This window comes from Proteus vulgaris, assembly GCF_016239305.1.
GTDB lineage: Bacteria > Pseudomonadota > Gammaproteobacteria > Enterobacterales > Enterobacteriaceae > Proteus > Proteus vulgaris_C.
The window spans coordinates 201,293-224,849 of record NZ_JAEHOQ010000003.1; the positions used below are offsets into that span (position 1 = coordinate 201,293).

A 23,557-nucleotide genomic window follows, 5' to 3' on the forward strand; every position below is an offset into this window, starting at 1 on the left:
CACGCCTGAATAATTAGGCTTTATGCTGTTGTGCGATTTTCTCGATATCGTTATGTGGTCTTGCAATAACACGAGAAGTCACCACAGTGCCGATACGTTTTGCCGCTTCAACACCTGACTCAACCGCTGCATTTACTGCACCGACATCGCCTTTCACCATAGCTGTCACTAAACCTGAACCGACGTTTTCATAACCAATCAGTTCAACATTGGCTGCTTTACACATTGCATCTGCAGCTTCAATGCAAGCGACAAGACCTTTGGTTTCAACTAGACCTAGTGCTTCTTTCATATTTATTTCCTTCGTTATTCAGTCACTTTGTACTGGGCAACGATTTTTTGAATATCGTTATGTGGACGAGCGATGACTAATGAAGTCACAACAGTACCAACACGTTGAGCAGCTTCTAAGCCAGATTCCACAGCAGCTTTAACGGCACCTACATCACCTTTCACCATTGCAGTTACTAAACCTGAACCCACATTTTCGTAGCCGATTAATTCAACATTTGCCGCTTTACACATCGCGTCGGCAGCTTCAATACAAGCCACCAGCCCTTGAGTTTCAATAAGTCCTAATGCATCACCCATACGTTCTCCTAAAGCAAAAACTATGCCTTGTGTTTGATAACTATTTTGTTGATGTCATTGTGAGGACGAGCAATCACGAGCGATGTAACAACTTCACCCACGCGTTGTGCTGACTCCACACCTGAATCCACTGCAGCTTTCACTGCGCCTACGTCGCCTTTCACCATCGCAGTCACGAGACCTGAACCCACATTTTCATAGCCAATAAGTTCAACGTTCGCGGCTTTACACATAGCGTCAGCGGCTTCAATACATGCCACCAGACCTTTGGTTTCGATCAGACCTAATGCATCACCCATTTTCATTTCCTCCGAGAAGCCGTTTAACGGTTTACGTTTGCCCATTGTGTCTGCGTGGTGATTTTTTAAACGCAGACGTTGGTTTCAAAATCACTATAACGCGCAAAAAAGAAAACAAAATATAAATCCATGATATGAATGCATATAGAATTTAACTCTGCTATTTAGTGTTTTTTATCTCTCTATTTATTTAACTATGCTGTTTATTTATCTTTTTCATCATTATAAATTTATCAATCACCACAAAAAATAGATTAAAAAATAGGCAAATTAACTTTGTTAGGAGGATGTTTAAAAGGTGCAAAAAGCCAGTACATATCGACGGGAAAGATGTGCGGAATATCACTGATAATTCAACGTGAGATCAATAATTGAAAAAGGCTAAATCAAGTCTATATACAAATCGTGCTATTTTTATATTGATAATGTATTTATTTAATCTAACCCCTTACAACAGGTATAAAAGAGTGAAAAGGATCACCCTTTATCTAACACCTGTACATGAGACCTACACAAATAATAAAGAGGGAAAAGTATCGTTTACTGGAAAGGCACAAATCTACAACTGAGCGTTTATGCTTATTTAAGGAATGTTTTCAGTCTGTACAACAAAAGAAGGTAAAAGAGGATAAGTAATCACGCAATAACAGAGAAAATAAGCAAAAGACTGGAGTGTAATAAATTAGGCCTTAGAACACAGAAAAGGTGGAAGCAGAGGTACCACCTTATAAAAATAAAATTAGATAATCAGGGCAGTTAATCAAATTTACTACCTGGTTTTAAGGTACAAATATAGAGGGGTGAATTAAGCGAATTTAATAGTAAAGTTTTCTCATTAAGCTTTTGTGCATTAATAAATAGTCCATCATGGCTATCTGACATTTCGCGCATAAAATAATCAAAAATAACGTCTGGGGATTCATCAATTGATGATGCACTAGCATCCCATTGACTAATAAAATAGTGGCGTTCTGTCGGCGAAACACGCTTGGTCGTATAATCAAATTTCACATAACGTTGTAAATACAACCACCCTTGTTTTGAGGTGGTATAACCTTCCACAACAATCGATCCTTTACCATTGGCACCAAATGAAAAATGAATATTACCATTTACATTTTCATCTTCCATATTTTCAAAACGCATAATGCCTTTGGTTGAGCAAACCATGACACCTTCATTTTTAATCGTTAATAATCTTGTTGCTGCATAAGTGGCGACCAAGATAAAAATCAGGGCCGATAAAAAACATAAAAGCTTCCCTGAGATTTTCATTAGTATTTCCAAGAATAGTAAAAGTAATTGTCACAATAACTAAATGGGTTATCTTCGTTCTTTGCACAATGCGCTAAAAATACCCGCCCTAATCCATTTGTTTGTAATTTATCACCATAAAAGAAAACAAATCGCTCACCTTTCACACACTGTAAATTAAGCTTCTTTCTTACCGCATCAAAATTGCGAACATAATTATCACTTACCGAAGAATTAATCATGGCTTCATTAGAAAGTAATTCACAATTATTATGCGTTAGTGGCGTTAGTGAAATTGGCTTTGATTGATTTTGGTTAAAAAAGATGATCACAGTAAGAAATACCGTACCTAATAAAAAACCAATGCTGGTTAAATACCAACAAATTTCTGGTTTTTGTTTTCTTTGTGTTACTTCTTTTTGTGTTGTATCTAATGGTGTTTGATCGACTACTGAAGATAAAGGAGTTGTTTCCACAATTGTTTTATTTTCATCTTCAGCTAAAGAAAGCGTTTTTTCATTTATTTGAGTTAAAGGTAATAGCGTTGAGTCATCAATTAGCTCAACAGAAATATCTGGATTAAACTCTAATCGTCCTTTTGCAATGGTAACAATGATATTTTCAATACCGTAATGACGAAATGTTTTGCGTAATAAACTCAAATATTGATTTAAATTACTGTTTGATGAAACTAGCCCATTATCATCCCAAACACGTTTTAATACTTCATCACGATTAACCACTCCAGGGTGCTGAATAAAATAAAAAAGTAACGCATTTGCGGTAATAGAAAGATGTGTATCAATACTGTCTTTTTCTAATGATATCGCGCCATCCGTTGCGTCGTAATAAATTAAGGCATTTATTTTGTATTTCATTGTGCCCTCATTCATCCTGATTAAAATTACTGATTTACTGTGTTTGCCATATAATCAAATGTCATTTCAGATAATCTTTCAACTAATGCGCTACGCTCCTCTTGTGAGATCGTAGGACCTTCTGTTAATTCAGATAACCAAAGACCGTCTGCGGCATAACGAATTAAAGTACCTAAATAACTATTATCTAATTTATCGCCTTTGGCTAAATGGTCTAGCATCCAATCTCGCCAGCATTTACGCATAATAGGCTCGTTTGGCATAGCCAAAGACAGTATGGCTAATTGACGACTTTCGTCTGACTGTTTTAAATCAGAGATATAAGTTAAATATGCGCGAGAAAAACGCCCTGCTTCAATAGGATCATTTTCCATAATAACTGCAATTCGGCTATCCATAATCCCCAATAGCCGTTTAAATACTGCCTGCACTAATTCTAATTTTCCGGGGAAATGATGAAGTAGACCACCTTTGCTTACACCCGCTTCTTTTGCTACGGCATTTAAAGAGAGAGAGGCTATTCCTTCATTAGCCACAATAACGCTTGCCGCTTCCAATAATTGCTCTTGAACTCGGATAGGATCTTTTTTTCGGTGATGTGCAGTTGTATTCATGCATAGGATAATACCGACCAGTCGGTATGTTCCTTATTGATCAAAATCAATCCCTTTTAGACTCGTACTTATTATATATAAATAATGCAGTTGAGTTCACATTCCTTTATTTTTTAATTAAACTTAATTTAAAAAATTAAAATTATTTTATGAATTTGATCTGAATAATAAATTTAAAAACTCAAGGTGGGTTAAATTTGATTTTTATCAAAAAACAACGATAGATTTAACTACTTCATTAAAAATAATAGATAAGATAAGATAAAATAAAGGAATCAATATTTATTGATTCCTTTATTTTAATATCGAGTTAATTTAACCAAGAAAATGCATCAACTACATCTTGATGCGCTTTGTCGATTATTTTTTCAGGAGTATTTTTTTTATCTATCTTACTATAAAGCTCATTTAAATCTTTCTCACTATTATCTATATTGTCAGAATGAAGAGAAATATTACTTATCTCTTCATAATTATTTTCGATTTTGTTTAAATAATCATCTATCTCTTCATAATCATTTTCGATTTTATTTAAGTCATTATCTATCTCTTCATAATCATTTTCGATTTTATTTAAGTAATCATCTATCTCTTCATAATCACTTTCGATTTTATTTAAGTCATTATCTATCTCTTCATAATCATATTTACTATTATTTTCGTTATCTATCCCATACAGAACGCCAGACAATCTTTCGTATTTTGGTAAATTAGTATTAGAAAAAGAGCTATCGCGAATAGTACGTTCTATAACAGGATATCGATATTCAACATTATTATTAAATAATCCCGTGATATTCGAACCAATATAATAAAAAAAATCCGTTATTTTATTTTTTAAATCTAAATTTTCTATTGTTGCTTTTATTTGTGAAAACGACGTTCTAACAGAATCGATAATACTCATTAAATGCTTCCTATAAACTAATAAAGTTAATTTTTAGAATGAGTATTATTAATAAACATTATATTTTAAATATAAAAAAACCACCGTCATTTAACAGTGGTTTCTTATTAATAAAAATCAATTAAACACTGGCTTTTAATGCCTGTTCTAAATCTGCAAGAATATCGTCAATATGTTCAATACCAATGGATAAACGAATCAAATCTCGTGAAACACCTGCACGTTCTAATTCTTCATCGTTTAATTGGCGGTGAGTGGTTGATGCTGGATGACATGCTAATGATTTTGCATCACCAATATTTACAAGGCGAACAATTAGTTGTAATGCATCAATAAATCTAGCGCCTGCTTCTGCACCACCTTTGATCCCAAAAGAGAGAATACCTGCTGGTTTACCCGACATATAACGTACCGCTAAATCATGTTCAGGATGATTACTTAAACCTGCGTATTTAACCCATACCACTTGAGGGTGATTTTGCAGATATTCTGCCACCTTTTGTGCATTTTCAGTGTGGCGATCCATACGTAGTGCCAGCGTTTCTAAGCCTTGTAGGATCAAGAATGCATTAAAGGGTGACAATGCCGCACCTGTTCCACGCAAAGGAGCAACACGACAACGGGCTATATAGGCAGCAGCACCAAAATGCTCAACATAATTTACCCCGTGATAAGAAATATCTGGCGTATTTAATATTTCAAAACGTGCTTTATGTTCTGCCCAAGGGAATTTACCTGAATCAACAACAATACCACCAATTGAATTACCGTGACCGCCAATATATTTGGTTAACGAGTGAATAATAATATCCGCGCCATGTTCAAAAGGACGGCACAAGTAAGGTGTTGCTACCGTATTATCAACAATTAAAGGTACACCATGGCGGTGAGCAACATCAGCCAATGCTTGAATATCTACAACATTTCCGCTTGGATTTGTGATAGTTTCACAAAATACCGCTTTTGTTTTATCGTCAATTAATGCTTCTAACGCGGCAATATCGTCATGGGGAGCAAAGCGCGCCTCAATGCCAATACGAGGGAAAGTGTGCGCCATTAAATTATAAGTACCACCATAAAGCTTAGCGACAGAAACAATATTGTCACCCACTTGAGCAATGGTTTGAATAGCGTAAGTAATAGCTGCCATACCCGATGCTACAGCAACAGCCGCAATTCCGCCTTCTAATGCTGCAACACGTTTTTCTAATACGTCATTAGTTGGGTTCATTATACGAGTATAGATATTACCAGGTACTTTTAAGTCGAAGAGATCTGCACCATGTTGCGTGTCATCGAATGCATAAGATGTAGTTTGGTAAATAGGTACAGCTACTGCTTTTGTGGTTGGATCAGGTGAATAACCGGCGTGAACAGAAAGTGTCTCAAGTTTCATAGCAATCCCTTTTTGTTGCATTTGTTCTTATCGTAAGACTTATATTTTAAATAACTTAAATCAAAGTAAGCATTCTTAGTATATAAGTCATATAAATAAGCGCATATCGCCTCTGTCGTATAGTGAAATAATTTCAACTTAGATTAATACGACCAAATTACCATACCGCCAATAATGTAAAACACCGCTTTTTACTGTCATATTTGAGTTAAGGATCTTCTTTTTCTTACTATTTTATCGCTTTAAGTACTTTTATCTTTTTTTGACGAGTCGCTAACCAGCAAATTAAAGAGCCACCAGTCACCATCATTACCCCCTGCCAAAATGAGAAAGAGAGTGCAGTAGACAATAATATTGATGAAAATGCAGTAGAAATAACAGGCGTAAAATAGGAAAGAGTGGCTAATAAGGTTACATTGCCTCTGATCATACCGATTGTCCATGCGGCATTAGCAAGCCCAATTGCCGCACCCGTGATTAACAAAAGCGTGATACTTTTAGTATTAATAATCCATTCAACTGGCGTTGAAAATAGGTATTGCCCCCATAACGCAAGTGACGTTAATAAGAAAAAAGGCACAATACCATTATTCCCACCGGAAATAAGGCGAGTTAAATTGCTATAAAACGCCCATAAAATAGCACCTGAGAACGCCAATATATAGCTTAATGGATTGCTTTGGATATTTTGCCACAGTCCTTCAATAGTTAGAGGATTATCCCCACTAACAACCCAAACTAATCCACTAAATGAACATAATAATCCTATGATCAATAAAATAGAGAATCGCTGTTTGTTGAGTATTACAGCAAGTGCTAAGGTAAAACTAGGCCATAAATAATTCACCATTCCTAGCTCTATAGCTTGTGTTCTATCTGTTGCAAATCCTAATGCCAAGGATAAACACACTTCATAAGTGACAAATAATAGCGCTCCCCAAAAAAGATAGCGTTTAGGAAAAAGTGATAGTTTTGGTATACCTAAGATCAAGACAAGAAACAGTGTTCCAGTGGTATAAATCAGTGCTGCACCACCTACAGGACCAAAATACTCACTGATATTACGAATTAAACCAACAATAGTGCTCCAAAGAAAGATAGCAACGATGCCATATAACGTCCCTTTTGATGAGCTAGATATCATTTTGTGCCTTCAATTAAGTTTATTAACTCACTAATAAAAAGTTTTAATTACCTTTACGCTTTCAACAAATAAATTCAACTTATATCCTTAAATAAAAATAAGCTTTTTTCACTATAAAAAAAGCCACCTTAAAAAAGGTGGCTCAGAACTATACTCAAACGTGATTAGCGTCCAGCTTTTAATTTTTGGTAATAGCTTTCGTATAATACAGTTGCATCACCCACATCATTTTGCCATTCACCTTTGTTAATAATCTCTTCTGTTGGATAAAGAGAATTATCTTTAGTGATCACATTTGGCAGTAATTTTTGTGCGGCTAGGTTTGGCGTAGGATAACCAATATTCTCTGCAACTTTTGCTGCTATTTCTGGGCGTAATAAGAAATCGATAAGCTTATGAGCACCTTCGACATTCTTAGCATTAGCAGGAATAGCTAAGCTATCCATCCAGAAAATACCGCCCTCTTTTGGCCACACCATTTCAATCGGTGCGCCAGCATCACGGGCTATAAATGCAGAGCCATTCCAAATCATTCCTAAATTAACTTCCCCTTGCATATAAGGGTTAGCAGGATTATCTGAATTAAATGCTAATACATTTGGCATCAGCTTTTGTAGCTCTTTGTACGCTTCCTCTATCTCTTTAGGGTCAGTCGTGTTACCAGAATAACCTAGTTTTAATAATGCCATTTGGAAAACTTCACGAGCATCATCAGTTAATAATAGGCTATCTTTATATTCAGGTTTCCATAAATCTGCCCATGAAGTAATGCTACTCACATCAACTTCATCACTATTAATACCAATAGCGGTCGCCCCCCAAATATAAGGGATGGAATAATCATTTTCTGGGTCGAATGACTTATGTAATAAGCTAGGATCGAGATTATCAAAATGCGTTAATTTTGATTTATCAATTTTTTGCAGCATTCCTTCGTGGCTCATTTTAGAAATAAAATAAGTGGAAGGAACCACCAAATCATAAGCACCTTCTTTATAGGTCTTTAACTTGGTATACATGCTTTCATTGGATTCATAGGTGGAATAAATCACCTTAATCCCAGTTTCTTTCGTAAACTGTTCAAGCAAACCAGGCGGCACATACTCCGTCCAGTTGTAGAAATATAATGTCTTACCATCATCAGCCGATGCTGTGCCGATACTTAATGCCATTACGCTGGCAGCAAGTACAGAGGACCACTTTTTCATTTATGTTTCCTTCAGTGGTTGATGCGTTAATATCAAATAGGCTACTAGCCTACCTCCAACAGATTGGTCATCAAGACCCCAAAAAGTGCGAGAAATTCGCACTAATACATGTCATTACGCTTTGCCAGTTCGGTCCCTTAAGATCAACTGACTAATTAACACTAATACTAAGGATAGACCTAAAAGGATGGTTGCAAGCGCATTCACCTCAGGTGAAACCCCTACTTTCACCATTGAGTATATTTTCAATGGCAAAATCTCATAGCTTGGTCCCGTCACAAAAGAAGAAACCACCACGTCATCCATGGATAACGTAAAGCTTAATAACCAACCTGAAGCTACTGCTGGCATAGCTAATGGCATAATGATTTTACGTAAAATAGTAAATTCACCCGCGCCTAAATCTTTGGCAGCCTCCAACATTTTTACATCAAATCCACTTAATCTTGAGTACACCGTTACCACAACAAAAGGTAGACAAAATGTAATATGTGAAAATAAAAGCGACCAAAATCCCAATGAAACACCTAGGATCATAAACAGCACAAGTAATGAAATTGCCATTACAATATCAGGTGACATCATGACAACAAACAACATACCACCGACAAATTTTTTGCCACGAAAACGGTAGCGATAGAGTGCAACCGCTGCTAATGAGCCAATCAATGTGGCAAATGTCGCAGAAGTGACCGCCATTGTTAATGAATGCCCAGCAGCTTGAAGCAGGCTGTCATTATTAAATAAAATGGCGTACCAATCTGTGGTAAATCCTTTCCAATTAATCCCGAAACGCGATGAGTTAAAAGAATTAACTATCAGAATGATAATCGGGATATAAAGATACGCGTAAATAATGGACATAAATCCACCACGCAATAACCGTCCTATCATTCTATTTCTACCTTCTTATGCAGTAGCTTCACGGCTCGATAATACACAAACAGCATTAATCCCATCACCAATGTTAAGCAAATACTGGTTGCCGCACCGAAAGGCCAGTCACGAATATTTAAGAATTGGCTTTTTATTACGTTACCAATTAATAAATTCTTCGCCCCACCCATTAAATCAGCAACAAAGAATAAGCCCATGGCAGGTAACATTACGAGTAAACAACCCGCAATAATGCCTGGCATCGTTAATGGTATAATAATACGAATAAAGGTCTGAAATTTATTAGCACCCAAATCGCGCGCAGCTTCTAAACAAGGTTTATCTAACTTTTCAATGCTGGAATATAACGGTAGTACCATAAAAGGTAATAAAATATAAACCAGTCCTAGTACAACTGCTTCAGGGGTATAAATGATCCTGAGTGGTTTCTCAATAAGTCCTATCCACAACAGAAATTCGTTAAAATAACCTTTAGTGCTTAGGAATATCTTTAATCCATAAATACGAATAAGCGAGTTTGTCCAAAAAGGCACAATCAATAAAAACAACATTAGTGGCTGTATTTTCTTAGGCATTTTTGCAAGGAAATAAGCAAAAGGATAACCTAATAATAAACAAGCTAATGTTGCTACCACCGCCATATTGATTGAATGCAATAATACTTCTGCATACATAGGATCAAATAAGCGATAGTAGTTATCGAGTGTAAAGACCATCTCGACAAGATTGGCATCATCACGCGTTAAAAAACTGGTCGCAATGATCATGATATTCGGCAAGAAGACGAACACCATCAACCAACCCACAACACCAGTAATAACGATGTTTTGAAATAGTTTACGTGTTTTCTTCATCTGCCAGCACGACCTCCCAGCTTTCAACCCAAGTTACTGCAATTTTTTGGTCTAACGAGTGATCAACATCTGGATCATCTTCATTAAAGAACTCACTGACCATCACCACCTTGCCATTTTCCATTTCAACAACAGAATCTAGCGTCATGCCTTTGTAGTTACGTTCACGAACATAACCAATTAGACCGGGAAGGTTTTCAAGATCATGAATTTCTTCAACACGAAGATCTTCAGGCCGAAGCAATACTTTGAGTTGCTGATTTTGAGTTACAGGCAATGAGGTATAAATATCACATTCATGGCCTTCAACATCAGCACGAATACGCGCCTCATCAATACGATGTAGAACACGTGCATCAAAGATATTAATTTCACCTATAAATTGCGCAACAAACAGGTTTGTTGGCTCTTCATAAATTTCTCGCGGTGTCCCATCTTGCTCAATACGCCCTTCACGCATCACCACAATTCGGTCTGACATGGTCAGCGCCTCTTCTTGGTCATGAGTTACGAAAATAAAGGTTATTCCTAATTTACGTTGTAAGGCTTTTAATTCATTTTGCATCTGTTTACGTAATTTGTAATCCAGTGCAGATAATGATTCATCAAGCAACAGTACCTTTGGTTTATTCACAACAGCACGCGCAATCGCAACACGTTGTTGTTGTCCACCAGAAAGGTGTGCAGGACGGCGTTGGGCGAAATCTTCAAGTTGCACCATACGCAAGGCTTCTTCAACGCGAACATTAATCTCTTCAGCAGGCGTTTTTTGCATGCGAAGACCAAATGCGACGTTTTCAAAAACAGTCATATGAGGGAAAAGTGCGTAACTTTGGAAAACCGTATTTACAAAACGTTGTTCTGCTGGGATATCCGTAATATCTTGCCCATCAAGGATTATTTGCCCATCGTCAACGTCTTCTAAACCCGCAATTAAACGCAAAACCGTCGTCTTACCACAGCCCGAAGGACCAAGGATGGTTAAAAACTCGCCATGGTTTATAGTGAGATCGAGGCGGGAAATAATTTGTTTTCCGTCGAAACCTTTACTTAAGGATTTTAATTCGACAACTGGTGTCAGAGATGTTTTCTCAGTCATTTAAGGTAATACTCTATCCCGAAGAATAATGCAGATAGAACCGCCACTGGAAAAGACTGTGTGAGCTGCCGGAGCATTATGCTCCACAGAAGCCCAAAACCAGCGACGCCGTATGTATAGTACAAGCGGAAAATGATAAACGCAGTGGCGTGAAATTGAAAGCAAAAAGGCGCATAAATAGTGAAAAACTATTCATATTTAAGTTTTTCCTCATAAATCAGGCTTTTTTATTTTCTAGTAAAAAGATAATAAAATCAGAATGCTACTTATTCATATAAATATGAAAAATCTATTAATTTTATGATTAAATAATTTTACCATTATAAATTGCCTAATCGTCCCCTTTTTCTATAAAAACGTATAGCAATACAAAAAAATCCTCAATCATAAATCCGTTATGATTGAGGAGAATATTTTAAACAACACTTTCTATTACTCTGGCAGGTAATTTAACTCGCGTTTTATCAATAAGTTGATTCTAGGGGTTTAAAAACAACATTATTTAATAACGCTTTTTTCTCAAATAATTAATATTTATACCGTTTTGTTTTTCACTTCTGATTAATTAAACAATCATGGGTGCTACGATAAAGCCAAATAGCACTCCGGCAATAATTCCGCCTAATCCTGGCAACATAAAGGGGTGGTTTAGAATATATTTACCCACTCGCGTTGAGCCTGTTGAGTCAAATTCAATTGCCGCAAGTGAAGTCGGATATGTCGGTAATACAAAGACCCCTGTAACTGCAACAAAAGAGGCCAGAATTGCCCATGTAGGCACATCAAGTGCAATGGCTAATGGAATAATTAAAGGTGTTGTCGCACCTTGTGAGTAAAGTAATGCGCAGGTGAAGAAAAGAACCGCAGCTAACAAAATAGGATAAGCCGCTAAAATATCTCCCGCGACCGCCTTAATTTCCTCTAAATGGAAATCAACAAAAGTTGTACCTAATGTTACTATCCCTAAAATAACAGCAAGCGAACTCATACCTGATCGGAACGTCGATGTCATGACTATTGCATCAGGAGATGTTTTACAAAAAATAACCATCAAGCACGCAGCACTTAGCATACAAATGATGATGATATCTCGTGTTCCCATTGTTTTACCCAAATCAAACCCTGGACGTAATGTAGGAAAGGCTGCAAGAATAACCACGGCAACTGTCGCAAATAGAAATAACACGACAGAAAATTTAGACCATACGGTGTCATTACTTTTTTTCTCTTCGTACTTTTTAACTAAACCGGCTTTTAAACGCGCTAAATAAACTTCGTCATCTTTTAATTCACAACCTTGGCGAGACGCAATAAAAGCTGCCGTCATGGCTGCAACAAAAGAAGCCGGCAAGCATACTGCCATAACAGTAATAAAGGATACGCCATTGAATTCCATAATTGCTAACATAGCGGCCATAGCAGCGCTAATAGGTGAGCCAGAAATGGCGACTTGCGAGGCAACAACGGATCCCGCTAATGTACGAGAAGGACGAACACCAGAATCTTTTGCTATTTCAGCAATAACGGGCAATGTTGAGAAAACAATAAACCCGGTTCCTGCAAGAATAGTCATTGTCCATGTGATCATTGGCGCAATAATATTGATGTATTTAGGATTCTTACGCATCAACTTACCCGCAAGGCGAACTAAATAGTCCATACCTCCCGAGGCTTGTAATGCAGACGCCGCAACAACAACAGTCATAATAATTAAAATGACATCAACAGGGGGAGAACCTATCGGTAAACCGAGTCCGACGGTTAAAATAACCAACCCTAACCCACCACATAAACCGATACCTATTCCTCCCATTCTAATTCCGAAGAATATGGCACCTAATACCACGAGGATCTCTAACCAAATCATAATTGGCTCCAATAGATATTTAGATTAATTTAATAAATAAAGTTTTTAAATATGATTAAAATTGTCTGTATTACTTTTTATAAATAAAGATTGGCTGTAATTTACTTATTATTCATTAGAACTTACTGATGGGATCTTTTTTGATACCAATGTATCGCCGCCTTCACTAATGCACTGGTTGAATCAATATATTTATTTTTCTTATTTTTAATTTCATTTTGTAAAATAATAGGAACTTCAGTACATCCTAAAACAATCACTTCAGCGCCCTGCTCAAAAAGACATTGAGCAATTTCCTTCATTAATTTCTCAGCATTTTCTATTTCTCCTGATTTTAATAAATAAATACTTTCCATTACTTTTCGCTGTTGTTCTTTATTCGGTGTAATACAATTTAAACCTTCACTTTCTATTTTTTGTTGATACAGTCCCATATAAACCGTTGCATTAGTTGCGAGCAACCCAACATTCACTTTCCCACTATCAAGCACTTCCTTCATTGTCGAATCAATAATACTGAGCATTTCCACATGACAACTTTTTTTTAATTCAGAAAACCAATAATGCGCTGTATTACAAGGAATAATAATACATTCAGCACCTGCATTTTCTAGTATGTCTAAGTAATCTTGCATTAAAGGTAGAGGCGATACACCGCCTTGCATTAATGCCTGAGTTCTATCAGGAATATCAGGTATAGAAGAGATAATTAATGGAACATGTTCTTGATCACTATTTGCCGATGTAAAGGTAATAAATTTATTAAATAAATCTACTGTTGCCGCTGGCCCCATACCACCAAGAACACCAATTAATCCTTTCATAACAAATCTCTCTTACGTTATAAACGACATGATAAAAATCATTAATCATTTTCTAAAAAGAAAATAAAAAATTTTACTGTTAATAACTTCTATAAAAATAATATATTTATTATATAAACTTATTTTGGTGTAAAAGAGAAATGCAAGTATGTATGGCGCAATGCAGATTATGCATTAAGAATTAAATCAACATTGCTATCTTTAATATATAAATGTTAGCGTTAGCAATAAGATAACTACTGCCGTCTACTATTTTATTAAGATTAGTATTTAAATTTCACATTGCTTAATAACTAAAATGACACCACGATGCATAATACGAATTAAGAAAAAACATAATAAGGTAATTTTTATAACTAATATTTAACGATAAATATAAAAATTAAACCAAAATAGCGAAATAAATCCTTAAGAATAAATAAAGGGGTAAGTGTAATGATGAAAAATATAGAAACGAAATGGCTTTATGATTTTTTAACGCTAGAGGCGTGTCGCCATTTTTCACATGCAGCTGAACAACGTAATATTTCACAACCTGCCTTTAGTCGCCGAATACAAGCATTAGAGTTCGCAATTGGTGTTGCACTGTTTGATAGAACAACGTTACCACTCCAACTGACTGAAGAAGGTAAGCTCTTTCATTCGCAAGCTCGTAGCTTATTACAGCAACTTGAATGTAATCTTAGTGAATTGTCAGGCTATAATATTTTGAGCATTCCTAACATTAATATTGCTGCCGCTCATTCATTATCGCTCACCCTGCTTCCTAAACTAATCCACTCTCTTTCTCAGTGTAGTGAGGAATTTGTTTATCATGTTGAAGCGATTGATGTGGTGCAAGTTGTCAATGCACTGCGTGAAGGTCGAAGTGATTTTATCATCTCTTTTTATGATGAAGACTTAATGCAACCCCCGTTCTGTTGCTTAAAAATATTTGAGTCAGAAATGTATCCTGTTTGTGCAACAACCCCAGAGGGTAAAGCGATGTATGATATCAACCAACCTCAAGTTCCTTTACTTAATTATACTGATGCATCTTATATGGGCCGTTTAGTTAATAAACGCTTACGTGAGGTAGGTGAAATAACCACACGCACACTCTTTATGTCTTCTATGAGTGAATTATTAAAAAATATGACATTAAACGGACATGGTATTGCTTGGCTTCCTATTTATTCTATTGTTAATGAACTAAAAGAAAATAAACTAGTACGCCTTAATACACCTGAATTGACAATTCCGATAGAAGCTTATATCTATCGTATGGATACACGGTTAAATAAAACCGCTGAGAATTTTTGGCAAATACTAAAAAAAAATATTTCTAGTCATTTAATTTTGGCATAGAAGAAAACAATACTGATAAAAAACACCTGCTCATTTTTAGCAGGTGTTTATACATCAATGGATGATCCTAGTTATATTTTATTTGTTTCTTTAAATATAAAATCGCATTATTCACATTGGGTAATGGACCAATTTTGTCATTTGATAATGGAAAAGTGCCTGTTCTAATTAATAAATCACGCATTTGTACTGGTGTTAATACTCTATTTGTATTGCTTTTATACCAAGATTGGATCATGGCGGCCGCCCCCGCCACTAATGCACTGGCGGACGAAGTTCCACTAAAACTGGCTGTATAAGTATGATTGTCATCACTTCGAAAGAGATCACCATAACCTGCTGTTGCAACATCTTCGCCCCATGCTTGTACATGAATGGGTGAACCATGCGTTGAAAAAGGTAGGCGATTTAATGTATAAGGCGAACCAGCACCAACACGTATCGAATTGTTGTCATGGCGTTGGCGGTAACTTTCATAAGCAGGTAAATCAAGATCAACACCACCATTACCAGCCGCCATAATTACAATAATACCTGCATCTGTTAGTGCACGTGTCGCTTCCCAGATATGCATTTCATAGTCAGCGGGAACATAAGCTTGGTGCTCACAGATGGTTTGCATTTCATATAAAACAATATCGCCCGCATGCAATATACGTTTACTCGCAATAATCGCATCAATACGACCACAGGTTAATTCAGAGATGGCATAAAACATATCGAGTTTATACGCGAGACCAGTGATCCCTTTACCATCTTTTTTTCCCATAATTAATCCTGCAACTGCAGTACCGTGATCTGCCTGGCTCGTTTTTTCATTAAAAGGAAGTAATGGTGTAATGTTATCTGTTGATAAATCATGGTGAGATAGATTGAAATCCCATTCAATATCGGCAACTTGAATACCTTGACCATATGCTTCTTGTTTCCAAGCGCCCAAAATCCCCAATCCTATAATTTTATTAATATTGGCTGTTTTTTCTGGAGCATCTAAATATTGCTGATACTGAGTAAAATCAGGTGTAATATTAGGAGGTTCAATGGGTTGTATCGGTACAGTTTGCGCATATTCAATATCAGGATACTGTTTTAATATTGTAATAACATTCTCTAATGAATATTGATTATTATCTGGTAAATTAAGGTAATAATATTTATTTAAGTCGTTAAAGTTTATTGAAATAGAATTAATATTATTTTTAGGAGGTAATTGATGGTCAGAAGAAATAACAGGTACTAAAGATATATTAGATAAAAAAGAACGATGCACTTCGTGGAGAATAGGAAATGACGGATTTTTATTATCATAATCAAAATTTTTTAATTTTATAAGGATCTTTCTTTTAATGTTCATATTCAATGCTCCTCTTTTTATTTTTTGATTTATATCGTAAATAATTGAGCAGTGACTATTTCCATTTTTAATAGAGATAATATAAATAGGTCGTTTTATAAAAAAATAATATCAAGCCTATATTCTAGAATAGACTTAATATTATTTGAATAATGTTTATTAACTAAAGTCAATATGTAGGCGTAACTTTCCACAACCGCAACATTTAAATAAATAACCTTGGCAATGGCCTTCATTAGTTAAATTATTAGGTAAATCATTCATATTCATACCTACCTCACCAATGTCCACTTCCAAAGAAACAAATTCATCTAATTTATTAGCAATATTTTCCCATCCAACATAGCCAACAAATGCACAAAGATCGCCACAGTGAGTAAGCCAATGTTCTTGTTGCCATCCTTGATATCCCGGCGTTCTGCGGATCAATTCTTCAAGGTTTTCTTTAGGTACACCTGACTGATAACCTGAATATTCACCATTACTATCATAGGTTGATAATGTCCCTTCAACAGAAGAGAGATCTTGAAAATCACCTTCAAATTTCTCACTGGCAGAACCATCTGCGATACACCAAGGGCAAAGCGCTTCAATATCATCAACACTAAAAAAAGGCCCTTCGTAGTAAATATCGGTTTCCTTCCCACAACAATCACATATAACGGTATCACCTGTAATAAAAGCACCTGTTTTTACCGGTTCAGGATGATATTTAAAATAAGGTAATGCTTTTTTTTCTGTTGACATTAAGTCTTCCTATTTTATGGTTTCTTATCACTTGTCTTCAGCTACGTAAAATAATTCTAACATCAGATCCATCATGTATAAGCGATTCTCTATGTTATAATATGCACTCATTTTATCTCCTTTATAAATTAGAGATAATCAACGCCTAAATAGATGAAAGAATTACAGCATGTCAGAAAATACAGAATTCAATAAATTAACAGAAAATCATAATATTAATATCCATTCAAAAAATTATAATTTGAATCGTTTTTCTGTTGCACCGATGCTCGACTGGACTGATCGTCATTGCCGTTATTTCTTTCGTCAATTAAGTAAAAATACGTTACTTTATACTGAGATGGTCACAACTGGTGCCATCATTCATGGTAAAGGTGATTACCTAAAATACAGTGAAGAAGAACACCCTGTTTCATTACAATTGGGCGGAAGCGATCCTCAAGCTTTAGCTCAATGTGCAAAATTAGCACAAGAACGTGGCTACGATGAAATTAATTTAAATGTAGGTTGTCCTTCAGATCGCGTTCAAAATGGGCGCTTTGGTGCTTGTTTAATGGGAGATGCCCAACTCGTCGCTGATTGTGTGAAAGCCATGCGCGATGTGGTTGATATTCCTGTCACAGTAAAAACACGCATTGGGATCGATGACCAAGATAGCTACGAATTTTTATGTGATTTTATTGATACCGTTAGTCGCGATAATAATTGCGATACTTTTATTATTCATGCTCGTAAAGCATGGCTATCGGGTTTAAGTCCAAAAGAGAACCGTGAGGTTCCACCTTTAGATTATCCTCGTGTTTATCAGTTAAAACGTGATTTTTCACATCTCACCATGGCGATTAATGGTGGGATTAAATCACTAGAAGAAGCAAAGGAACACTTAAAACATATGGATGGTGTTATGGTTGGTCGCGAGGCTTATCAAAACCCGTCAATTCTAGCGCATGTTGATCATGAACTTTTTGATAATCAATTACCTATTGCTGATACCGTCGCTGCCGTAAGAGCAATGTATCCTTATATTGAAAAAGAGCTCTCACAAGGCACTTATTTAGGTCATGTGACTCGTCATATGTTAGGAATTTTCCAAGGTATTCCGGGCGCTAGACAATGGCGTCGTCATTTAAGTGAAAATGCCCATAAGCAAGGTGCTGATCTAACCGTTCTAGAAAATGCGCTTAAATTTGTGACTGAAAAATAATTAAGAAATAAATATTTAAAACCTGTCTAATTTATTTTAAACAGGTTTTAAATCTTACAAACAATAATTAAGGAATAAGTAAGCTTGATCCTTGAGATTGTCGGCTTTCAAGATAACGATGCGCTTCTTTTGCATCTGCTAACGCAAATTTCTGATTATCTGGCACACTGACATCAATTTTACCGCTTCCAATTAACGCAAATAGCGCTTCACTCGCAGCGTCTAGCTCTTCACGTGTTGTGATATAACCCGAAATGGACGGGCGCGTCACATACAGAGAACCTTTTTTATTAAGAATACCTAAATCAACACCAGTGACTGCACCAGATGCATTACCAAAACTCACCATTAAGCCACGACGTTGTAAGCAGTCTAATGAATCTAACCAAGTTGCTTTACCGACAGAATCATAAACAACAGACACTTTTTGATTATTAGTCAGCGCTAATACACGCTCAACTATTGATTCTGTTTGGTAATTAATCACTTCCCATACACCTGCAGCTTTTGCTTTAGCAACTTTTGCATCACTGCCTGCTGTACCTATCATTTTTGCATTAATGGCTTTCGCCCATTGGCTTGCAATTAAACCAACACCACCAGCAGCTGCGTGGAATAAAAAGGTTTCGCCTGCTTGTAATTTATAGGTTTCATTGAACAAATAATAAACCGTTAATCCTTTTAAAAAAGAGGCGGCAGCTTGTTCAAAAGAGATATTATCAGGCAGACGCGCCACTTTATTTTCTGGTACATTATGCGTATCGCTATAAGCCCCTAACGGAGATTGCGCATATACAACTCTGTCCCCTTCTTTTAGTGAAGTCACTTTAGCGCCTGTTTTGATAACAATACCAGCAGCTTCAGTGCCTAATCCGCTTGGGAATTGGCTTACAGGATATAATCCGCTACGCACATAAGTATCAATATAGTTAATACCAATTGCCTTATTGGCAACTTGAACTTCATTATCACCAAGAGGAGCCGGTGTAAATGTTGCTAACTCAAGAACGTCAGCACTGCCATGAGCCGCAAATTGAATACGTTTAGCCATTACTATCTCCTTTGTAGAGTGAGAGGTTAAATAAGCGAGCGTAAAAAGACCTTAGGAGATAATGACAAAGGATAGCTATTTCTACAAGGCACAGATAATTGGGTTAGCGTATACTAGAGCGAATTGATCTTTTCTTATTGTAAAAATAAGCAGAAAAGATCAATTCGCTCTAATACACTGACTGACACTTTTTCGATTTTATGCAGGATTTATGGCCAGAAATAAGACCACTGACAAGCTGATGTCTGATATTAAAGACCGACAAATGGAGGGATTAAAGCTACCTCCCCATTCGCTGGAAGCAGAGCAGTCCGTGTTAGGCGGTCTGATGATAGATAATGAACGTTGGGATAATGTTTCGGAACGGGTTACCGCAGAAGATTTTTATAGCCGACCTCATCGTACTATTTTCTCGCAAATGCAACGCTTACTAGAATTAGGTAAGCCTATTGACCTAATTACACTATCAGAAGCATTAGAACAAAATGCTGAGTTAGACAATGTTGGCGGTTTTGCTTATTTAGCAGAACTTTCTAAAAATACGCCAAGTGCGGCGAACATCAATGCTTATGCGGATATTGTCCGAGAACGTGCGGTTGTTCGCGATATGATAAAAGTCGCCAATGAGATCGCTGATGCGGGTTTTGATCCTCAAGGACGCACAAGTGAAGATCTACTCGATTTTGCCGAATCGAGAGTGTTCCAAATTGCTGAAACTCGTGCCAACAAAGATGAAGGCCCGAAAGCGATAGAGGCTATTTTAGAAGAAACCGTTGAAAAAATAGAACAGCTCTATCAAAAACCTCACGATGGTGTCACAGGGGTTTCCAGTGGTTACCAAGATCTTGATAAAAAAACCGCTGGGTTACAAAAATCAGATTTAATTATTGTCGCAGCACGTCCTTCGATGGGGAAAACCACATTTGCCATGAACTTATGTGAAAATGCGGCAATGACAGAAGAAAAACCCGTACTTATCTTTAGTTTAGAGATGCCCGGCAACCAAATCATGATGCGTATGTTGGCATCATTATCTCGAGTTGATCAGACAAGAATTCGTACAGGCCAGCTTGATGATGAGGATTGGGCGCGTATTTCAAGCACCATGGGTATCTTGCTTGAAAAACGTAATATGTATATTGATGACTCATCGGGTTTAACGCCAACAGAAGTACGCTCTCGTGCTCGTCGAATTTATCGTGAACATGGTGGTTTAAGCCTTATCATGATTGACTACTTACAGCTAATGAGAGTACCTTCATTATCTGAAAACAGAACATTAGAAATTGCTGAAATTTCGCGTTCATTAAAAGCATTAGCTAAAGAACTGCAAGTACCCGTAGTGGCACTATCACAGTTAAACCGTAGTTTGGAACAACGTGCTGATAAACGCCCTGTCAACTCTGACTTACGTGAATCAGGCTCTATTGAGCAAGATGCTGACCTTATCATGTTTATTTATCGTGATGAGGTTTATCACGAAAGCAGTGATTTAAAAGGTGTTGCGGAGATAATTATTGGTAAGCAGCGTAATGGTCCTATTGGTTCAGTCAGATTGACCTTTAACGGTCAATGGTCGCGCTTTGATAACTACGCAGGCCCTGCTTACGACGATGAATAAACACTAACCTTGATTTAATTAGAGGAAGTATTGAAATAATATGAAAGCGGCAACCGCAGTGATAGATCGCCGCGCTCTGCGTCACAATTTTCAGCATGTGAGAGACTATGCCCCACATAGCCACCTGATAGCTGTCGTGAAAGCAAACGCTTATGGTCATGGGTTATTAGAAACAGCGTATACCTTAATGGATAATGCTGATTGTTTTGGTGTTGCACGTATTGGTGAAGCATTAACCTTACGAAGTGGGGGCGTTGTAAAACCCATTCTCTTATTAGAAGGCTTTTTTGATATTGCTGATTTACCTATTTTAGTCGTCAACCATATTGAAACTGTTGTTCACAGCCAAGAGCAATTAGAAGCCTTAGAACAAGCCGATTTAGATGAACCCGTTAAAGTATGGATGAAAATCGATACTGGCATGCACCGTTTAGGTATACGCCCTGAAGATGCACAAGCCTTTTATCTACGACTTTCTGCCTGCAAGAATGTCCAACAACCTGTTAATATTGTCAGCCATTTTAGTCGCGCTGATGAGCCAGATATTCCTGAAGCAACACAAAAACAAATCTCACTATTTCAAGATTTTATTCAAAATAAAGCCGGTGATAAGTCTATCGCAGCTTCTGCTGGTATTTTATTTTGGCCCCAAGTTCATTATCAGTGGGTTCGCCCTGGCATTATTACTTATGGCATTTCTCCTACTGGTGATGAAAGAACGGGCAAAGACTTTGGTTTAACCCCTGCGATGACGCTAAAAACAAGTCTGATCGCCGTTCGTAAACATAAAGCTGGTGAACCGGTTGGTTATGGTGGGACATGGGTAAGCGAAAAAGACACTTATCTTGGCGTTATCGCCATTGGTTATGGTGATGGTTATCCTCGCAGTGCGCCGTCAGGTACTCCTGTGTGGATCAATGGTCGAAAAGTGCCTATTGTGGGTCGTGTTTCGATGGATATGATCAGCGTCGATTTGGGGACTGAACTTATTGATAGTGTTGGTGATGAAGCAATTTTATGGGGAGATGTGTTGCCCGTAGAAGAAATTGCCAAATATAGTGGTATTAGCGCCTATGAGTTGATTACAAAATTAACCTCACGCGTCATCATGGAATACCTAGACGAACAATAATACACACGATATTGTATCCCTATGACACACTCAAAGTGATTGGAGAAAAAGCCGTGTTTCAACAGGTTGAAGCGTTTCCGGGAGATCCCATTCTCTCGTTGATGGATGTTTATAACAAAGACCCGCGTCAGGATAAAATTAATTTAAGCATCGGTCTTTATTATGATGAAGAAGGCAAGACCCCTATTTTAGGAACAGTGTCAGTTGCACGCCAGCAACTCAATGCCATGACACCCACCGCAACACTTTATTTACCAATGGAAGGGCTAGCGCCATATCGTAGCGAAATTCAAGATCTCCTTTTCGGTGCAGATAATCCTCTAATTGCAGAAAAGAAAATTGCCACAATCCAAACATTAGGTGGATCAGGTGCATTAAAAGTAGGTGCTGATTTTCTGCATCGCTATTTCCCAGGATCAGAAGTGTGGATAAGTGATCCAACTTGGGATAATCATCGTTCTATTTTTGCAGGTTCAGGTTTCAAAGTGAATGACTACCCTTACTTTGATCCAGAAACCAAGGGCGTAAAATTTGACGCACTATTAGATTCCTTTAAAAAACTGCCTGAAAAAAGCATTGTATTGATGCATCCTTGTTGCCATAACCCAACAGGCTCCGATCTGACTAAAGATCAATGGGATCAAGTCACTGAAGTATTAAAAGCTCGCCAAGCAATTCCATTCTTAGATATTGCTTATCAAGGCTTTGCCGAAAATTTAGATGAAGATGCTTATGCTATTCGTACTATGGCAAAAGCAGGATTACCGATACTTATCAGTAATTCGTTTTCAAAAATCTTTGGGATCTACGGTGAGCGTGCAGGCGGTTTATCCATTGTTTGTGATAACGCCACTGAATGCGAACATGTATTAGGCCAACTAAAAGCAGGTGTACGTCGCATCTATTCAAGCCCAGCAAACTACGGCGCACAAATTGTCAATAAAGTGCTGTCAGACCAAGTACTAACCGCACAATGGCAAAAAGAAGTAGCACATATGCGTGATCGTATTAAAGAGATGAGAGTCACTTTAGTAAATGCCTTAAAGGTAGCATTACCTGAAAAGAACTTTGATCACTTGTTAACGCAACGTGGCATGTTTAGTTATACCGGTTTTACACAAGCACAAGTTGATAGATTACGAGAAGAATTTGGTATTTACCTTGTTGGTACAGGTCGTGTTTGTATGGCTGGCGTCAATACAGGTAATGTTCAACGCATTGCCCAAGCTTTTGCGGCTGTAAGTATTTAAATTACTCCCACTTTTTTAT

Annotated in this window: 23 protein-coding genes; 5 read left to right on the top strand and 18 right to left on the bottom strand. The window is 37.0% G+C overall.

What is annotated here, in order from left to right; translation table 11 throughout:
• Positions 1-13: 13 nt before the first annotated feature.
• The 15 genes from JEP40_RS03585 to JEP40_RS03655 form a co-directional block, all read right to left on the bottom strand.
• Positions 14-292, bottom strand: coding sequence for a BMC domain-containing protein (locus JEP40_RS03585; RefSeq protein ID WP_006536328.1), 279 nt, complete (start codon positions 290-292; stop codon positions 14-16).
• Positions 293-306: 14 nt separating this feature from the next.
• A complete protein-coding gene (locus tag JEP40_RS03590) occupies positions 307-591 on the bottom strand; it encodes a BMC domain-containing protein (protein WP_006536329.1) in 285 nt (94 codons plus the stop codon).
• 20 nt (positions 592-611) lie between these two features.
• Complete coding sequence (locus tag JEP40_RS03595; protein WP_004249182.1) at positions 612-890, bottom strand: BMC domain-containing protein; 279 nt, start codon at positions 888-890, stop codon at positions 612-614.
• Positions 891-1,646: 756 nt separating this feature from the next.
• On the bottom strand, positions 1,647-2,165 hold the full coding sequence (locus JEP40_RS03600; protein WP_198622498.1) for a FidL-like protein: 519 nt from the start codon (positions 2,163-2,165) through the stop codon (positions 1,647-1,649).
• On the bottom strand, positions 2,165-3,022 hold the full coding sequence (locus JEP40_RS03605; RefSeq protein WP_198622499.1) for a transcriptional regulator: 858 nt from the start codon (positions 3,020-3,022) through the stop codon (positions 2,165-2,167). Before JEP40_RS03605 ends, JEP40_RS03600 begins: the two co-directional genes overlap by 1 nt.
• A 26-nt stretch (positions 3,023-3,048) precedes the next feature.
• Positions 3,049-3,636: a TetR/AcrR family transcriptional regulator gene (locus JEP40_RS03610; RefSeq protein ID WP_198622500.1), complete on the bottom strand. Its 588-nt coding sequence runs from the start codon at positions 3,634-3,636 to the stop codon at positions 3,049-3,051.
• 310 nt (positions 3,637-3,946) lie between these two features.
• Positions 3,947-4,543, bottom strand: a complete 597-nt coding sequence (locus tag JEP40_RS03615) for a hypothetical protein (RefSeq protein ID WP_198622501.1) — start codon at positions 4,541-4,543, stop codon at positions 3,947-3,949.
• A 121-nt stretch (positions 4,544-4,664) separates the two neighbouring features.
• A complete protein-coding gene (locus JEP40_RS03620) occupies positions 4,665-5,939 on the bottom strand; it encodes a bifunctional O-acetylhomoserine aminocarboxypropyltransferase/cysteine synthase (RefSeq protein WP_198622502.1) in 1,275 nt (424 codons plus the stop codon).
• Positions 5,940-6,168: 229 nt separating this feature from the next.
• The gene (yddG, locus tag JEP40_RS03625) at positions 6,169-7,083 is read right to left on the bottom strand and encodes an aromatic amino acid DMT transporter YddG (protein ID WP_198622503.1); all 915 of its coding nucleotides are present in this window, start codon (positions 7,081-7,083) and stop codon (positions 6,169-6,171) included.
• A 164-nt stretch (positions 7,084-7,247) separates the two neighbouring features.
• Positions 7,248-8,291 (bottom strand): spermidine/putrescine ABC transporter substrate-binding protein PotD, encoded by a 1,044-nt coding sequence (potD, locus tag JEP40_RS03630; RefSeq protein WP_075673054.1) that lies wholly within the window; start codon positions 8,289-8,291, stop codon positions 7,248-7,250.
• Between the two features lie 114 nt (positions 8,292-8,405).
• Positions 8,406-9,185 (bottom strand): spermidine/putrescine ABC transporter permease PotC, encoded by a 780-nt coding sequence (gene potC / locus JEP40_RS03635; RefSeq protein WP_036934543.1) that lies wholly within the window; start codon positions 9,183-9,185, stop codon positions 8,406-8,408.
• The gene (gene potB, locus JEP40_RS03640; protein WP_198622504.1) at positions 9,182-10,042 is read right to left on the bottom strand and encodes a spermidine/putrescine ABC transporter permease PotB; all 861 of its coding nucleotides are present in this window, start codon (positions 10,040-10,042) and stop codon (positions 9,182-9,184) included. The genes potC and potB overlap by 4 nt, the downstream gene beginning before the upstream one ends.
• Positions 10,026-11,141, bottom strand: a complete 1,116-nt coding sequence (potA, locus tag JEP40_RS03645; protein WP_109408434.1) for a spermidine/putrescine ABC transporter ATP-binding protein PotA — start codon at positions 11,139-11,141, stop codon at positions 10,026-10,028. Before potA ends, potB begins: the two co-directional genes overlap by 17 nt.
• Positions 11,142-11,706: 565 nt before the next feature.
• The gene (locus JEP40_RS03650; RefSeq protein WP_198622505.1) at positions 11,707-13,008 is read right to left on the bottom strand and encodes an anaerobic C4-dicarboxylate transporter; all 1,302 of its coding nucleotides are present in this window, start codon (positions 13,006-13,008) and stop codon (positions 11,707-11,709) included.
• A 122-nt stretch (positions 13,009-13,130) separates the two neighbouring features.
• A complete protein-coding gene (locus JEP40_RS03655) occupies positions 13,131-13,832 on the bottom strand; it encodes an aspartate/glutamate racemase family protein (RefSeq protein ID WP_198622506.1) in 702 nt (233 codons plus the stop codon).
• Positions 13,833-14,270: 438 nt separating this feature from the next.
• Between JEP40_RS03655 and hypT the strand changes: the two genes are divergently transcribed.
• Positions 14,271-15,179, top strand: a complete 909-nt coding sequence (gene hypT, locus JEP40_RS03660; RefSeq protein ID WP_198622519.1) for a hypochlorite stress DNA-binding transcriptional regulator HypT — start codon at positions 14,271-14,273, stop codon at positions 15,177-15,179.
• 67 nt (positions 15,180-15,246) lie between these two features.
• Here hypT and JEP40_RS03665 read toward each other — a convergent pair whose 3' ends face one another.
• Both JEP40_RS03665 and cbrC read right to left on the bottom strand, forming a co-directional pair.
• A complete protein-coding gene (locus tag JEP40_RS03665; protein WP_198622507.1) occupies positions 15,247-16,533 on the bottom strand; it encodes a S8 family serine peptidase in 1,287 nt (428 codons plus the stop codon).
• A gap of 159 nt (positions 16,534-16,692) precedes the next feature.
• Entirely contained in the window at positions 16,693-17,280 is a 588-nt protein-coding gene (gene cbrC, locus JEP40_RS03670; RefSeq protein ID WP_198622508.1) for a PF03691 family colicin E2 tolerance protein CbrC, read from the bottom strand.
• Between the two features lie 169 nt (positions 17,281-17,449).
• On the opposite strand from cbrC, the gene dusA reads away from it, so the two are divergent.
• Positions 17,450-18,484 carry a tRNA dihydrouridine(20/20a) synthase DusA gene (dusA, locus tag JEP40_RS03675; RefSeq protein WP_198622509.1) on the top strand — a complete coding sequence of 345 codons (1,035 nt, stop codon included), beginning with the start codon at positions 17,450-17,452 and terminating at the stop codon, positions 18,482-18,484.
• 67 nt (positions 18,485-18,551) lie between these two features.
• Here dusA and JEP40_RS03680 read toward each other — a convergent pair whose 3' ends face one another.
• Positions 18,552-19,535, bottom strand: a complete 984-nt coding sequence (locus JEP40_RS03680) for a quinone oxidoreductase (RefSeq protein ID WP_198622510.1) — start codon at positions 19,533-19,535, stop codon at positions 18,552-18,554.
• Between the two features lie 211 nt (positions 19,536-19,746).
• Here JEP40_RS03680 and dnaB point away from each other — a divergent pair, with 211 nt between their 5' ends.
• The 3 genes from dnaB to JEP40_RS03695 are packed head-to-tail and all read left to right on the top strand — an operon-like array spanning position 19,747 to position 23,538.
• Positions 19,747-21,156 carry a replicative DNA helicase gene (gene dnaB, locus JEP40_RS03685; RefSeq protein ID WP_198622511.1) on the top strand — a complete coding sequence of 470 codons (1,410 nt, stop codon included), beginning with the start codon at positions 19,747-19,749 and terminating at the stop codon, positions 21,154-21,156.
• A 40-nt stretch (positions 21,157-21,196) separates the two neighbouring features.
• On the top strand, positions 21,197-22,288 hold the full coding sequence (gene alr / locus JEP40_RS03690; RefSeq protein ID WP_198622512.1) for an alanine racemase: 1,092 nt from the start codon (positions 21,197-21,199) through the stop codon (positions 22,286-22,288).
• Positions 22,289-22,341: 53 nt separating this feature from the next.
• Positions 22,342-23,538 carry an aromatic amino acid transaminase gene (locus JEP40_RS03695; protein ID WP_198622513.1) on the top strand — a complete coding sequence of 399 codons (1,197 nt, stop codon included), beginning with the start codon at positions 22,342-22,344 and terminating at the stop codon, positions 23,536-23,538.
• Positions 23,539-23,557 lie beyond the last annotated feature (19 nt).